General features: G+C 66.5%; 12 protein-coding genes and 1 pseudogene. 6 read left to right on the top strand and 7 right to left on the bottom strand.

The genetic code is table 11. The annotated features are described in order from the left end of the window. The first annotated feature begins 68 nt into the window (after window positions 1–68). Window positions 69–1,322 carry an IS21 family transposase gene (gene istA, locus RPIT_RS02260; protein WP_077340204.1) on the top strand — a complete coding sequence of 418 codons (1,254 nt, stop codon included), beginning with the start codon at window positions 69–71 and terminating at the stop codon, window positions 1,320–1,322. After that, on the top strand, window positions 1,322–2,092 hold the full coding sequence (gene istB, locus RPIT_RS02255; RefSeq protein WP_077340202.1) for an IS21-like element helper ATPase IstB: 771 nt from the start codon (window positions 1,322–1,324) through the stop codon (window positions 2,090–2,092). Before istA ends, istB begins: the two co-directional genes overlap by 1 nt. Window positions 2,093–2,241: 149 nt before the next feature. Here the strand turns inward: istB and RPIT_RS15190 are convergent, their stop codons facing one another. Further along, entirely contained in the window at window positions 2,242–2,571 is a 330-nt protein-coding gene (locus RPIT_RS15190) for a recombinase family protein (RefSeq protein WP_162274470.1), read from the bottom strand. A gap of 84 nt (window positions 2,572–2,655) precedes the next feature. Between RPIT_RS15190 and RPIT_RS15185 the strand changes: the two are divergent. Further along, window positions 2,656–2,952, top strand: a pseudogene (locus RPIT_RS15185) (transposase); the annotation flags it as partial. A 103-nt stretch (window positions 2,953–3,055) separates the two neighbouring features. On the opposite strand, the gene RPIT_RS02245 reads toward RPIT_RS15185, so the two are convergent. The 3 genes from RPIT_RS02245 to RPIT_RS02235 all read right to left on the bottom strand — a co-directional run bounded on the left by RPIT_RS02245 (window position 3,056) and on the right by RPIT_RS02235 (window position 4,915). Continuing rightward, complete coding sequence (locus tag RPIT_RS02245) at window positions 3,056–3,412, bottom strand: SRPBCC family protein (protein ID WP_077340198.1); 357 nt, start codon at window positions 3,410–3,412, stop codon at window positions 3,056–3,058. A 134-nt stretch (window positions 3,413–3,546) separates the two neighbouring features. Next, a complete protein-coding gene (locus tag RPIT_RS02240) occupies window positions 3,547–4,590 on the bottom strand; it encodes a site-specific integrase (RefSeq protein WP_077340196.1) in 1,044 nt (347 codons plus the stop codon). After that, window positions 4,583–4,915, bottom strand: a complete 333-nt coding sequence (locus tag RPIT_RS02235) for a hypothetical protein (RefSeq protein WP_077340194.1) — start codon at window positions 4,913–4,915, stop codon at window positions 4,583–4,585. The genes RPIT_RS02240 and RPIT_RS02235 overlap by 8 nt, the downstream gene beginning before the upstream one ends. A 163-nt stretch (window positions 4,916–5,078) precedes the next feature. Here RPIT_RS02235 and RPIT_RS02230 point away from each other — a divergent pair. Further along, window positions 5,079–6,259, top strand: a protein-coding gene (locus tag RPIT_RS02230) for an IS3 family transposase (protein WP_093664621.1) whose coding sequence is annotated in 2 segments (ribosomal slippage) — window positions 5,079–5,340 and window positions 5,340–6,259 — 1,182 coding nt in all. Because the reading frame shifts where the segments join, the coding sequence is not laid out codon by codon here. An 812-nt stretch (window positions 6,260–7,071) separates the two neighbouring features. Here RPIT_RS02230 and RPIT_RS02225 read toward each other — a convergent pair. From RPIT_RS02225 to RPIT_RS02215, 3 genes are all read right to left on the bottom strand, one after another. Further along, on the bottom strand, window positions 7,072–12,066 hold the full coding sequence (locus RPIT_RS02225; RefSeq protein WP_143028155.1) for a DUF6531 domain-containing protein: 4,995 nt from the start codon (window positions 12,064–12,066) through the stop codon (window positions 7,072–7,074). Window positions 12,067–12,194: 128 nt separating this feature from the next. Further along, window positions 12,195–12,521: a hypothetical protein gene (locus RPIT_RS02220; protein ID WP_143028154.1), complete on the bottom strand. Its 327-nt coding sequence runs from the start codon at window positions 12,519–12,521 to the stop codon at window positions 12,195–12,197. A gap of 133 nt (window positions 12,522–12,654) precedes the next feature. Continuing rightward, window positions 12,655–12,936 carry a hypothetical protein gene (locus RPIT_RS02215; protein WP_157633321.1) on the bottom strand — a complete coding sequence of 94 codons (282 nt, stop codon included), beginning with the start codon at window positions 12,934–12,936 and terminating at the stop codon, window positions 12,655–12,657. Window positions 12,937–13,037: 101 nt separating this feature from the next. On the opposite strand from RPIT_RS02215, the gene RPIT_RS02210 reads away from it, so the two are divergent. Together RPIT_RS02210 and RPIT_RS02205 are read left to right on the top strand one after the other, a co-directional pair. Continuing rightward, window positions 13,038–13,397, top strand: coding sequence for a hypothetical protein (locus RPIT_RS02210; protein ID WP_157633320.1), 360 nt, complete (start codon window positions 13,038–13,040; stop codon window positions 13,395–13,397). Further along, complete coding sequence (locus tag RPIT_RS02205; protein ID WP_077340173.1) at window positions 13,394–14,590, top strand: XRE family transcriptional regulator; 1,197 nt, start codon at window positions 13,394–13,396, stop codon at window positions 14,588–14,590. The genes RPIT_RS02210 and RPIT_RS02205 overlap by 4 nt, the downstream gene beginning before the upstream one ends. Window positions 14,591–14,592 lie beyond the last annotated feature (2 nt).

The raw sequence follows: 14,592 nt of genomic DNA, 5'->3' as shown, positions 1-14,592 counted from the left end.
TCAGCGCCGCCTGAATACTGACCCCCAGGTGCCGAGCGAAAGTTGACCCCCTCGGTCAGAGTGAGGGAGTGATCAGCGTGGAGGATTGGGCCGAGATCAGACGGCTTCATAAGTCGGAGAAGATGGCGATCAAGGCGATCGCGCGCCAGTTGGGGGTGGCGAGGAACACGGTCCGGGCGGCGTTGTCCTCCGATGGGCCCCCGAAGTATGAGCGTGTCCCGGCGGGGTCGGTGGTCGATGAGTTCGAGCCGCAGATCCGGGCGTTGCTGTCGAAGACGCCGACGATGCCGGCCACGGTGATCGCGGAGCGGATCGGGTGGACCCGGTCGCCGTCGGTACTGCGGGCCAAAGTCGCCGAGCTGCGGCCGTTGTTCGCGCCGTCGGATCCGGCCGATCGGACCGAGTACCGGCCTGGGGAGGTCGTGCAGTGTGATCTGTGGTTCCCGCCCAAGGTCGTGCGGGTGGCTGCGGATGTGTGGACCGCGCCGCCGGTACTGACGATGGTCGCGGCATGGTCGGGGTTCATCGCCGCGGTGTTGCTGCCTTCCCGCACTACCGGTGATCTGCTGGCAGGGATGTGGCAGCTGCTGTCGGGCAGCTTCGGAGGAGTTCCGAAGACGCTGGTCTGGGACAACGAGGCCGGTATCGGTCAACACCGCCGCCTCACCGTTGCGGCACGAGCGTTCGCAGGGACGTTGGGAACCCAGATCTACCAGACCAGACCCAGAGACCCGGAGGCCAAGGGGGTGGTGGAACGCGCCAACGGCTTCTTGCAGACCTCGTTCCTCCCGGGCCGCGAGTTCGGATCCCCGGCCGAGTTCAACACTCAACTCGGAGCTTGGCTGCCGCGGGCTAACCAGCGGCTGCTGCGCCGCACCGGCGCTGCTCCCGCGGCACGGTTGGCAGCCGAAGTGGCAGCGATGACCGCGCTGCCGCCAGTGCCACCCGCGGTGGGGTTCAGCGACCGGATCAGGCTGGGCAGGGACTACTACGTCCGGGTGATGGGCAACGACTACTCCGTGGACCCGACGATGATCGGCAGGTTCGTCGACATCACCTGCAGCCTGGAACACGTCACTGTCCGCTGCGCCGGGACTGTGGTGGCCCTGCACGAGCGTTGCTGGGACCTGCGACGCACCATCACCGACCCCACCCATGTCGCGGCCGCCAAACAGCTGCGCGCAGCCTTCCAGTCCCGCACCACCCCGACGCCCGGAAGGGCGGAGCCAAGCCAGCAAGTAGGGCTGCGGCCGCTGAGTGACTACGACGCACTGTTCAACCTGAAGGCTGCCCCCGCGCAGTCGGTGAAGGAGGTGGCCTGATGACCACCGGAAAGAACATCGCAGCCGAGATCGCGTTCCTGGCGCGGGAACTGAAGACCCCGGTGATCACCGAGACCTTCACAACCCTGGGCGACCAAGCCCGCCAAGCCGGCTGGTCCCACGAGGAATACCTCGCCGCTGTCCTGGGCAGGCAGGTCGCATCCCGCACCGCCAACGGCACCAGGATGAGGATCTCAGCAGCCCACTTCCCACAGGTCAAGACCATGCAGGACTTCACCTTCGATCACATCCCCGCCGTCACCAGGGACGTGATCGCGCACCTGGGGACCTGCACCTTCATCGCGAAACGGGAGAACGTGGTCCTGCTCGGGCCACCCGGCACAGGCAAGACCCACCTGGCGATCGCCTTGGGCATCAAGGCCGCCGAAGCGTCCTACCCGGTGTTGTTCGACTCCGCGACCGGCTGGATCCACCGGCTGGCCCAAGCCCACGCCAAAGGCAGCCTCGAGCGCGAACTCCGACGGCTGAACCGCTACCGACTACTCATCATCGACGAAGTCGGATACCTACCGCTGGACGCGGCCGCGGCGGCGTTATTCTTCCAGCTCGTCGCCTCCCGCTACGAGACCGGCTCCATCATCGTGACCTCGAACCTGCCCTTCAGCCGCTGGGGCGAAACCCTCGGCGACGACGTCGTCGCCGCCGCCACCATCGACCGCCTCGTCCACCACGCCCACGTCATCGCCCTGGACGGCGACTCCTACCGAACCCGCGGACACCGCGACAGCATCAACCAGCAAAACAAGTAGCCAACCAATAAGAAACACGCCGAGAGGGGTCAATTTTCAATCAGCACAGGGGGGTCAGAATTGGGCCGGCGTTGACAGCTCGGCCGAGCCCTTTTCCATGTCCGCGTCCCGAGCCGTACCAGCGGTCAGCGCGGCCCAAATACGGCGGATCAGCGATCGCCAGCCTCACCCTGCTCCTCCTTCGCAGCCAAGTTTCGTGACACGGAGGCGTCGCTTTTGTGACTCGCCTGAGAACGCTGGAGTGCGCGATAGAGAGTGGACCTGTCGACAGCGAGGTCGCGGGCGACCCGTGCTTTTGACACCCCGGCCGCGATCTTCTCCTGAGCCGTGTTCAGCTGCTCGGCCGTGAGCTTCGGCGCTCGGCCTTTGTACCTGCCTGCGGCTTTAGCCAGCCGGATCCCTTCGGCCTGACGCTCCTTGATGAGGTTGCGCTCGAACTCCGCGAACGCGCCGAGGACCTGAAGCATGAGCCTAGCCATTGCGTCGGCCTCTCCCCCGCCATAGGTCTGGTCCTCGCTGTCAAACGGCCCGGGCCAGGCCGACCACGCACCCGCCCTGAGGCGGTGCTGGGCGATAAGGCCTACTCCGGTCGCGGCAACCGGACGCTGCTGCGCAGCAAACGCATCACCGCCGTGATCCCGCAGCGGGCCGACGAGATCGGACACCGGCAACGCCGCGGGTCCGCAGGCGGACGCCCTCCAGCGTTCGACAAGGTCACCTACAAGAACCGCAACGTCGTGGAGCGCTCCTTCAACGACCACAAGCAATGGCGCGGCATCGCTACCCGATACGACAAACACGCAGCCATCTACCGAGGAGGCGTTGTCCTACGCGCGATCACCCTCTGGCTTCACGCATAAGGAGACACGCCCTAGTGATCCGTGTATGACAAAGCGGCGGCACGCATGCGCATCGCAACCCAGAGCCGACTCGCACTCTCGCAAGGCGCGGCAGTTGAGTGCGTCACTGGCCGTAGGAGAAGCGGAGGTCAGCGAACAGCAGGTGGTGTCGTCGTCTCCGCATGTGTCCGAGCTTGCTGGCGTCGGGTTCCTCGTCGGGCGTCGACAGGATGAACCGCAGCAGCGTGCCACCGTCCTTGGGGCTGAGCTCGAGGTCCACGAGGTCGTTGGGCCGCGAGGGCCACAGGGAGCTCCACTGGACACGGTGCGGCTCGTGACTGCTGAGGATGACGGGTGGCACCTCGTCGTCCAGGAGCACCAACCAGGGACGCGCACAGGGAAGGCCTGGGTGTGTCAGGGAGGTGAACACGACGTGCGGCGGCGCCGGCAATTGTCGGGTCCTATCTCCCAGGATCTGCATGGGGCAAGGCTAGACAAGGGTCCGTGAGCGTCGCGCGAAAGCTCGCTTCTCGGCATGAGAGTGAAGCGGGGGAGTGTCCAGGGAGGCCTCCGGCCGGACCCGGGGACGATTCGAGGCCAAGCCCGCCGACCTCTTCAGAGAGGGAGTTGGGTGGCGGCGTTCTCTTCCCAGGCGTCTTCGATGCGGGTGTAGATGCCGATGGAGGCCAGGTCCTTGTGCCGGGTCTGTCTGGCGATCTGCAGGGAGGTGGCGCCGCGTTTCGCGGCGTAGGTGACGAACCCCGCCCGAAGGGAATGCGCCGAGAAGCCGGTGGCGTCGAGACCGGCCCGGGTGACTGCCTGGGTGATCAGCCGAGACAGGCCGTCGGGGGTGAGGCCACGGGCGCTGACCCGGTTGCCTTTGGAGACGGACCGGAACACCAGGCCTTCGGTGATGCCGGCGACGGTGAGCCAGTGGCGTAGCGCGGTGACGGGGCAGTAGTCCTGGCGGGCACCCCAGGGGAGGACCACGAGCTCAAGGTCTCCGGTCTGGTTGGTTTTGGAGCGGGTGAGCTCGATCACCAGCCCCCGTTCGTGGGGTTTGATCTGATCAACCTCGAGGGCGGCGAGTTCGGAGGCGCGCAGCGCGGACACGAACCCGACCAGCAGGAGTACCCGGTCCCGGATCCCGCTGAGCGAGGGCTCATCGTCGCGGGTCTTCCATTTCGTCATCGCCGGGCAAGCATCAACGACGTCGAGGAGGAGTGGGGGCATGAGGGGGCGGGCCTGGTCCGGGGGAGCCCCGAGCTGTCGGCGGATCCCTTCCCACACTGCGATCACGCGCGCGGTCTGGGTGGGGTCGGGATGGTTACGGACCTTGTGGGCGAACCGGATCGTCGACAGACGCCGGCTGATCGTGCCGACCTTCGCCCCGGCGGTTGCCAGCACCGAGATGTAGCGGGAGATCGCGATGTCGGTGGCGGGCAACGCCGTGTGATGGTTGTCGCGGCACCAGGTGACGAACTCGGTCCAGTCGGAGCGGTATCCACGCAACGTCGACGACGCCCGGGAGGCCGAGGCGAACGCGGCCTCGGCCGCATCCAACGACAGGTCCTCCGGCAGCAACATCCCCGCCTGCTGATCAACCGCGACCAGACCACCAGCCGCACTGTGCAGGGCCCCTGGCTGGCTATCAGACATGCGACTCGTCGGGTAGCTCGAGTTGGTCGGCGAGCCAGATGCGGGCAGCGGCCTCGGCAGCCGGTTTGGCGGCTGTCAGGGTGGGCTGGACGCCACAGGCGATGCGGGTCACCTGGTCGGTGCTGCCGGTGCGGTAGATGGTGAGCGTCCAGGTCCAGCGGCCGGCGGTGCCGCGCTGGGCCATCAGCTGCAGATCGTGGCGCTCCGAGATCGGCAGGTTCACACCCCACGCCGACTTCGACCCGGAGCGGTCGTGGCTCCACTCGTACGGCGGCAGCGGCACGTCGTCGCGGGTGACGAGTGGCTGTCGGCGTCGGGTGGCCATGCCTGGACTCTACTCGGTTATTACATCGGATTCTCTGGATAATCCGATGTAATACTTGGGCGCGCGATACCTCTTCACCCTGGTCGCAACACCCATTTGTCTCAGGCTGGGGTTGTGACACTTCTTGTGGACAGTCGTTACCAGGAAGGAACGACGAGACGAGATGTCATCGAAACGCAGGAAGTTCACCCCGGAGTTCAAGGCTGACGCGGTCCAGCTCGTGGTGGTCGCGCAGCGGCCGATCGCGCAGGTCGCGCGGGAGTTGGAGATCAACGAAAGCTCGCTGGGCTACTGGGTCAAGCTCTACCGGAAACAGCACCCCGACCCGGTCAAGGCCCCGCCGCCGGTCGAGGCGGCCCGCCTCGCCGCGCTTGAGGCCGAAGTTCGTCGTTTGTCGGAGGAGAACGCGTTCCTGAAAAAAGCAGCGGCCTTCTTCGCAAGGACGCAACCGTGACCGACAAGTTCACGCTGATCCACGCGGAGAAGGCCACCCACACCGTCGAGTTGATGACCCGACTGTTGGACGTGTCACGGGCCGGGTACTACGCGTGGGCGAAGCGAGGCGACACCCCTGGCCCGGCGGCGACCCGGCGGGCGGAAGTGACCGCGGCGGTGATCGAGAGCCACGCCGCCTCCAACGGCGTCAACGGGCATCGGCGGGTGCTGGCTGACCTGACAGCCGACGGGGTGCCGGCCTCGGCGGGGATGGTGCGCTCGATCATGCGTCAGGCCGGGATCGCCGGCATCCAGCCCCGGACGAAGAAACGCACCACGATCCCCGCCGATGATGCTGAACAGCGCCCTGACCTGGTCAAACGCGACTTCACCTCCGACACGGCAGGGTCGAAGCTGGTCGGTGACATCACGTACCTGCGCACCGGTGAGGGATGGCTCTACCTGGCCACCGTGATCGATCTCCACTCCCGGATGGTGGTCGGCTGGGCGATGGCGGAGCACATGCGCACCGAACTGATCAGCGCCGCTCTGCGGATGGCCCACACCCACGGACACCTCGCCCCCGGGGCGGTGTTCCACTCCGACCGCGGATCTCAGTACACCTCCGCCGACTACGCCGCCCTGGCCGGCCAGTTCGGGGTGCAGCTGTCGGTCGGGCGGACCGGATCGTGTCACGACAACGCGGTCGCCGAGTCGTGGTTCTCGATGCTGAAGAACGAGATGTACTACCGGCACCGGTTCGCGACCCGAGCGCAAGCCAGGCTCCACGTCATGCAGTACATCGAGGTGTTCTACAACCGACGCCGCCGCCACTCCACCCTCGACTACCAAACCCCAGCCGCGGTCCACGCCGCCGCCCGTCACCATCAGACCGCAGCCGCGGCCTGACCAACAAAACACCTGTCCACGAAACTTGACACAGCCCAGTGGTCACCGCCGGCACCGGGGTGGACCCCGGCAATCCCGTCACCGCGGTGGTGACGGTGACCGGCCTGGCCTGCGGGTTGAAGCTGGTGGTGGCGGTGCGGGCCACCGCCCCGGAGGTCTCAGTTTCGGTGGCCGGGGCGCCGTGCCACAGATAGTTCGAGGTCCGCGTGACCGGCAGCGCTACGCCGGAGGGTTGGGAGGCGGGGCCTTCGCTGCAGATGTAGGACCCGGGGCGGTTCAGAGGAGCCATGGTTGCACAGATGCAGGCAACTCCATGTGGCGTGCACCACCCTGCAGCAGAACGCTGACTACATGGGTAGCACGACGGCGACCTCGCTCGCTTCCACGAGTCCGCAACTCACGAAGGACCATCCATTTCATCCCATTCCCAGCGGTAACAGCCAAGACTGGAACCAGATTACCGTCCTCATATCGATCCGTCGCTACATTGAAGGTTCGAGCCTGCCCTGCTCCCCGGATCCGAGCCCACGAAACAAAACCACTCAACCGCCAGATCCCTCGCCGCCCACAAAACACCGCAAACGGAAACCCCGTGGCTACCGCAACCATGACCCCCAGCAACCATGCGCCGAAAATGCCCCAATCCCAATCAGCGACTAGAAGGACAGGGCAAGCCACAGCAAGCAGCGTCGGCACAGCGCCGAGAGCGAGCCCCTGCCCGCTGATTAGGAGTGCTGGTCGAACTTGAATGGAGTGCATTGAAGAGGGCTGCGGTTCTCCAACGATCAGCTCGGGACGTGGCCAAGACCGCCTCACGAGTACCACCCAGAAACTAGGTAGCTGGACGCCGACATGGCCGTGTTCGCGACCCCTGAGAATATCCGTCGATTCCACCTGTTATGGTAGCTACCCCATCGGTGAATCCCTAGAGCCTGCGCCCGATTCACGCTGTACTCCGCCCGAGCCGCTATGTAGCCTTTGCGGAACCCGCGATACACCGACTTACCGACGACGCCTCCGACCTTGTTCCCCAGAAGCTCTAGCCCAGTCTTCTTGATGCCCTTCCGCCAGCCGTAATGAGCGACATTCGCCACGGTGCCCACAGCAAGGCAGCCTGCACCAACCCAACTGACGCGCACGAGCGAGCATGCAAATTGAATAGCCTTTCCTGCCCGCGAGGTGTTGTACCACGCCCCGAAGGCTTTGACCGCTCTCGCGGTCCGTTTGACCCATTCACCCCGCCTGCCGGTTACGTCTTGTTTGTTGATGGGGTCGTTGGGATAGACGTATGGGGTGTCGTTGCCGCCGTAGACGGGGTCGAGGCTGGTGAACAGGCCTGTGGCGGTGTTGTAGAGGCGGGCTCCCATGAGGAGGAGGCCGATGGTGGTGGTGGTGCGTTGTTTGGCGCCGAGCCAGCCGTAGCCGTTGCCTGCTGCGCCGGTGGTGGCTTGGGGTTGTGGGGTGTCGGGTTGGCCGTATTCGGTGTAGCGGGTGTAGGAGTCGATCCCTGATGCCGCCGTTCCTGAGGTGGTGAGGGTGGTGGTGGCGGCGATGTCGCCGCGTGGGGTGGTCAGCGCCAACTCCCCGCGCTGGCCGGTGGTGTCGGTGATCAGCGACAGGCTGAGGTCGGAGCCGACGAGGTCGGCGAACACCGTGGTGGCGGTCGCCCCTGCTGTGAGGGTGGTGATCCAGCCCGGACTGTCGGATGTGTCGGTGTAGTGATTCGTGACCACCGATGTGGTGGCGGCGTTGACGGTGGTGGTTTGGGTGTCCCGGCGGCCGGCGACGTCCAGGCTGTAGGCCAGCGTGGTGTCGGCTTGGGTGATGGTCTTGGCCGTGTCGTCGTCGTAGTACCCGAGTGTGATGTTCCCACCTGCCGGGGTGGGCGCATCAACCGCAGGAATGGCGGTTTGCCGGCCGAGCTCGTCGTAGACGTAGGTGCCTTGCCCATCGGCGGCGGTGACAGGCCGGTCAGCCGCGTCGTAGGCCCGCGACACGCTGCTCGTGGCGGTCGTGGGGCAGGTCCCGTCGCCGTTGGTGCCGCTGCCTTGGCTGGTGCGGTTGCCTTTGAGGTCGAAGCCGTAGGTCCGCAGCGTGCAGGAGGCGTCGGTGTGGTCTGTGACGGCGGTGAGGCGTCCGGCGGGGTCGTAGGTGTAGGTGAGGTCGGCCTTGACCGCCGCGGGGCCGTCGAGCTGGCCGGTGTGGGCGGCGCCGTCGGGGTTCCATTCGTGGACGATGCGTCCGGCGGCGTCGGCTTCGATGCTCCATCCGAGCCACGGCAACACCTCGGTGGTGCTGGTGTCGGGGTCGGTGACGGGGCCGAAGTATTGCTGGGAGACCAGTTCCCCGGTCAGGTCATAGAGCGTGTCACGCCGGATCTGTCCGGGCAGGACTTCGCGGGTGACCGCGCCGTGTGCGTCGTAGGCCGCTGACGCCGTCCACGCCTGACCCCCGGTTGGGGTGGTGACGGTGCGGGTCAACAGGCCGCGATACTCTTCGGCGCCGTTGGCGTCGAGGCCGTCGTAGGTGTAGCTGGTGGTCGATTTCGGGGTGGTGATGGTGACCAGGTCCCCGAGCGCGTTGTAGGTGCTGGTGGTGGTCTCCGGGCTGCCTGCGGGTGGGGTGATCGTGTAGGTCAACTGCCGACCCCACGAGTCATACGTGTAGGCAGCCACACCAGCCGTCGAGGTGGTGCTGGTCACCTGGCCGTAGGCGTCGTAGGCGGTGGTCACCGCCGGCACCGGGGCGGACCCCGACAATCCCGTCACCGCAGTAGAAACAGTGACCGGCCGGGCTTGGGCGTTGAAGCTGGTGGTGGTGGTGCGGGTCACCGCCCCCGAGGTCTCAGCCTCGGTGGCGGCGGCGCCGTGCCACAGATAGTTCGAGTAGCGAGTCACCGGCAGGAGTGTGCCGGAGGCGGGGCCTTCGCTGCAGATGTACCCGGCCCAGGTCGGCTTGTTTCCGCACGCCCCGTCGACCGGGTTGGTGCCGGCGGTCCAGTACACGGTCCGCCTGGTCCCCGGATCCGTGGAAGCAGCGCCGGGTTGGCGTTGTTCGATGACCCGGCCACGCTGGTCGTAGCGGGTCACCCGACGAACATCAGACCCGTCGACGCTGCCGTTGTTGTTCATGTCGAGGGTCACCGACGTGGCTTGGCGTAGATCCCACCCCGACTTCGCATCGGCGGTTTCGGTTTTGTCGTAGCCGGTGAACGTGGTCGACAACGTCTCGGCCACTACCCCACCGGGTCGTTCGGCGGTGATGGTCACGGTGGTCGGCAGCGACAACCCCGGGGTGGGGGCGCCCTGATCGTAGACGGTCGCCACATGGCGGCGCAGCATCTCCGCCGTGGCAGCTCCGGTAGCGCGGATCATCGCCGCCGGCGTCAACACATCGGTGACCCTCGTCCGGGCCGGGACCGCGACGGTGACACCATCGGCGGCCAAGATCGGGTCGGGGTTGAACACCGTCGTCGTAGCGGCCGCCGCAACATCAACGATGTCACCGTTGCGGATCGCGGCGGTGGCGCGGGTGTCCCACGAGTGGATCACGTTGTCGGAGGCGTCATACACGTTGGCGGTCAACTGCCATCGCCCGGCACCGTAGCGGCCCTGATGAATGGTGTAGCCCTGATCGTCGGTGAGCCACACATCCGCGCGCCGCCACCGCTCATCCTCCTTGTCAGGGAGGGTGGTGATCAGCGTGTCAGGTCCGAACACCGCAAACCCGATGCTCGCGGCGCGGGGAAGCTGGTAGCCGTTGAACTGGGACAGATCCAGCCCTCCGATCCCGGACGGCGCGACCTGATACAAGATCGAGGCCAGTTGCGCGGTCCCGCCTCCCGCCGTGGCGGGCACCGGGCGAGTCACCTTCACCAGCTTCCCGTCATCGTTGTTGTATAGGTAGCTGATCGGCGCCTGGCCGGGTGGGGTCACCGACGCCAACCGACTCGAGGTGCCCTCCCAGGTGTAGGCGGTGGTCAACCCGGTGACGGTGTCGGTCTGCGAGATCAGCCGACCCAGCGTGTCGTAGGTGAACGACGTCAGTTGGCGCGTCTCTTGGTTGATCTGCGCGGTCACGGTCTTCAACCGGCCGGTGTAGTCCCCGCCGCCGGTGGCGGTGGCGTAGTCCAGCCTCAGCAGGCGGCAGCCATCCACGAGGGTGCCCGGGGTGCAGGCAGCGGTGACACCATCCGGATTCGGGGCGATGATCGCCGACACCCTACCCGCCGCGTCATAGCGATACGAGGTCTTCTCCCCCGTCACCGCATCGGTAACGCCATCGACGATCAACTCCGCATCCGACGAGCCGGTGGCCGCGGTCCGGACCTTGAACACCGTCTCGATCCCATCCCCATCACGGGCCGTGACAGTCAGGGCGATCCCCGTGCCGGTGACGTGCAGGGTGAGGTCGGAGGCTTCCGCGTCGGGCCCCACCGGCCCATACACACCCGTCGGGATCGTCGCCGACGTGCGCACCGTGGCGTCGTCTTGGGCGAACGGCAGCACGCCGCCATCTGCGTCGACCAGCACCAAGGTGCCATCAACACGGGTGTTGTCGACCAACTCCATGTGGGACACCCCCGACGGGCCACCATCCAGCGACGCGGTCCACCCGGGCCCGAACACGCCCTGGGCGATGCTGGGGTCGCCGGCGAACGTTGAATGCGTTCGCGATATCGACAACCCGCCCCCCGGGGTCGCCACCTCCGCATCGGTAGCTGAGGTTTGCAGTTCCCCGGTCCACAACGCCACCTGACCGCCCGTCACCTCGGTGACCGGGAACCCGGCCCCGAACGCGTGCGGGACCCGCACCACCTCCCGGCTCCCCGTGAACACCGCGGTCGAGCCATAGAGGAACTTCGCGCGGACCTCGAACACCACAGAGGTGCGCGTCGGCAGACTCGGATCCGCCGCCAACACCGCATCCGTATCAAACGACCCCAACAATGTGGATTCCGTAGCACCCGCGGTGACGGTGGCCGCCGTGTCCTGCCAGGCGGTGGTGCCCTGGCGGCGCCACTGCACCGCCCCGGTCACCGACACCGCGCCGGCCTTCGGCGCCCCCACCCCGGTCACGGTCACCGCCCCGTGGGTGGTCACCGTCGAGGCCGGGGCCGTCAACGACGGCGCCCCATACCCGAACCCGTACGACGCTGTCGCTGAGGCGATCCCGCCCGGGGACTTCGCGTACGCCTCCACCCGATGCCCACCCGCCGTACCCCCAACAGTGACCGTCTTGGCCAGCGTGTTAGCGGTGATCTGGGTCAACGACACGCTCTGCCACGACCCACCATCAACCCGGAACCACACACTCGTCGGCGCAGAGACCGCATTCCCGGCGTCGAAGCGTGCGGTGATCGTGCACGACTCCGACGCTCGGACGGTCTCGGACCAGGACCCGTCCCCGCTGACACACGCGATGGTCGGGGTCAGGGGGGTCGCGAACGCGGTCCTCACCTCCACCGCCGGCCCCCACGCGGACCAGGACCTGCCGTCGTACGCCGTGCCCCGAATCCACACCGTGGTGTTTCCCGGCAGATCCGTGGTCGGGGTGCACGACACCGTGCCACCGCTGGCCGCCGAACCCCGACACACCTCCACCCCGCCCGTGGTCGCCGAAGCGGAGGTGAACCGGTGGAACACTGCCGTGACCGTATCGGCATCCGGATCCTTGACCGGCACCCACACCACCGGCCGCTTCACCCCCACAAACCCCTTCACCCCAGCAGACGTGGTCGCGCTGGTCAGGCCCGCCACCGACGGCGCCACCGGCACATCCGGAACCCGGCTATACGACACCGACACCACCGGCTTATACGAGCCCTCCGACGAATGGAACCTCTTCCAATACGTCGAATCAGTCTCCGAATCCGCCCGCAGCATCATCCCCACCGTTGACGCGGTGGTGGCCGACCATGCCTGCGCCTGCCCAGTCATATCCAGCGACACCGCGACACAGACCCATCCCCCGCCGCGACCAGAGTGGTGTCGATCTCACGCCACCCCTCCGAGCCCGCCTCGTCGCGGAACCGCACCGGCGCGAACGCCGTCTCCTCCACCACAGTGCCATCCGCGTTCACGAACACCTGCGTGGTCTCCGAACGCTCCGACAACACCTCCACCCGCACACCCGACGCGCGCGCAGTCACCGACGCTGAGACCCAATCCGGCCGCACCACCACATCGGCCGCCGGCGGCGTGTCCTCCGGGTCATCCGCCCGAGCCGGCGACGCGACACCCAACCCAGTGATCAACGCCACCGACACCGCCAACCACAACCCACGCACCAACGAGCCAGCCACCGCGACACTCCCCCAACCCCGACGCGGCAATGCGCCGACCACACCGCACCCCCAGCGAGAACGACAGCCGTAGTATCACATGCGCCCCGGGTCACTCGCGGCCCCACAAGCCGAAACTCTGGCCGAAAGTCAGTCCCTCCTTGAGGCCCTGATCTGGGGCACCCCCCTGGACATGTAGCATCTGCTCGAATAGTATTTCGCGATGGGTGAGCTGTGTGTCGATGAACTGGACGGTCTGCACGCGGTGGCAGAGGCCATCCGTGACGAGGTGGAGTGCCATACGCACACCATTCAGGCGGCGTTGGATCGTCACCCGGCGTACAGCGAGACGGAGCATATCGCCGGTGAGATGGTTCGAAGCCTTGTGCTCCACGGTGCCCGTCGATGCGGGGCTCTGGTTGGACTTCCTCCTGCCTCGACGTTCGGGGGTGGGATCTGGTGTGGTGCGACGAGGACGTGTACCGCCGGTACCGAGTGAAGAAGGCCACCAGGAGTGAGGAGACCGGAGAGTTCGAGATGCTGATGGGTGCCAATTCGAACCTGTTGAAGCCAGCCATCGATGCTGACTCTTTGATCCGGGAGGAGCAGTGGGTCCTGGGATACACGGTCACGCCGCTGCGCACGATCGATGAAGTGTTCGTCGCCGAGATTCTGGGGTCCACCGCCTCGCGGGTGGGGCACCTCCTATTGGGGCCCCATGTCTCATTGGGGCCGACATCCTCGCGCGATGGTGGGCGGTTCCTCTCCGATGCCGAGGACCAGCTTCCTGGTTTCGATGACGACAGCCTGGTCGGTCGGGGGATGCTTCCCGGCCTGTTGGGGGTGAACTCGTGATTGACAGCGCCTCGGTGGGAGAACGAGTGCGTCGTCTGAGGGTTGCCACCGGCCTCTCCCAAACCGAGCTGAGCCGTCAGCTCGGCATGGCTGGCAACGCTGTGGTGTCGAAGCTGGAGACCGGTCGACTCGCGCCGGACGAGGGACTGCTCAGAGCATTGGCCGATCGTCTGGGGTGCACGACCCACTACCTGAGCCGCTCCGGGTTCGACGGCGTGTCGACTAGGCCGTGGCTCCGTGCCTACGCCGATGCTTCCGCGAAAGTGGTCGACAGTGTGCTGGCCGACAATCTGGTGGCTTACGAGTTCATCGATGGTGTCGGGCTGCATCGTGTCCCCGACAGCCTTCCTCTGATGGTCGGTGACCCGAACGACGAGGACGCGATTGAGGAGTTCGCCGGGGAAGTGCGGGCTGCGGCGGAGATCCCCGAAGGCGGTGTCGTCCGCAACGTCATTCGAGCCGCTGAACGCGTCGGGTGCACCGTGTTGCCGATGGACTCAGAGCTGGGCAGGCATCTCGGGTTGTCTCAGCGGATCGACGGGCGGCCGTTCGTCCGGGTCGCTGGCCCGGGGCGCACCGGGGTTCCTGGTGACCGTCAGCGGTTCACCGTCGCCCACGAGATCGGTCACCTGGCGATGCACTCGGAGCTGGCACCGCCGCGTACCCCTGACGAGGCCAAGAGGCTGGAGAATCAGGCCCACCGATTCGCCGCCGCGTTCCTCACGCCCGCCGCACCCCTCCTGGACGACTGGCACACATCGGCTGGGGGACGCGTCACTCTCGGGGCCCTGCAGAGGTTGAAGATGACCTGGGGAGTTGCGATCAAGATGCTGGTCACCCGGTTCCGTCAGCTGGAAGTGATCGACGACGACCACGCGCGCAGCCTCTACCGTCAGATCTCCGCGCGAGGCTGGAACCGCAACGAGCCCGTCGAAGTGTCCGCCGAAACCGCCATCTGGTTGACCAAGGCACTCTCCAAGGCCTTCCCACGCACAGACCTGCACCACAGCATCCACCTCGCCGCCGCCCACCACGGACTAGACGCCCGCTACGTAGCCAGCTGGACGACGTGGGCCAACGACGCTTCTACGGTGATTCGGCTCGATCGCCGCCCGCAGGACCCTGAGCCGGCTCAGACACCACCGCAACAACTCGCAGAGGTGGTCCATCTGCCTCGTAACCGTCAGCACTAGAA

Source organism: Tessaracoccus flavus (assembly GCF_001997295.1).
Classification (GTDB): Bacteria; Actinomycetota; Actinomycetes; order Propionibacteriales; family Propionibacteriaceae; genus Arachnia; species Arachnia flava.
Note: the sequence above shows the minus strand (reverse complement) of the source record. Positions and strands in the feature narration are given on the sequence as shown.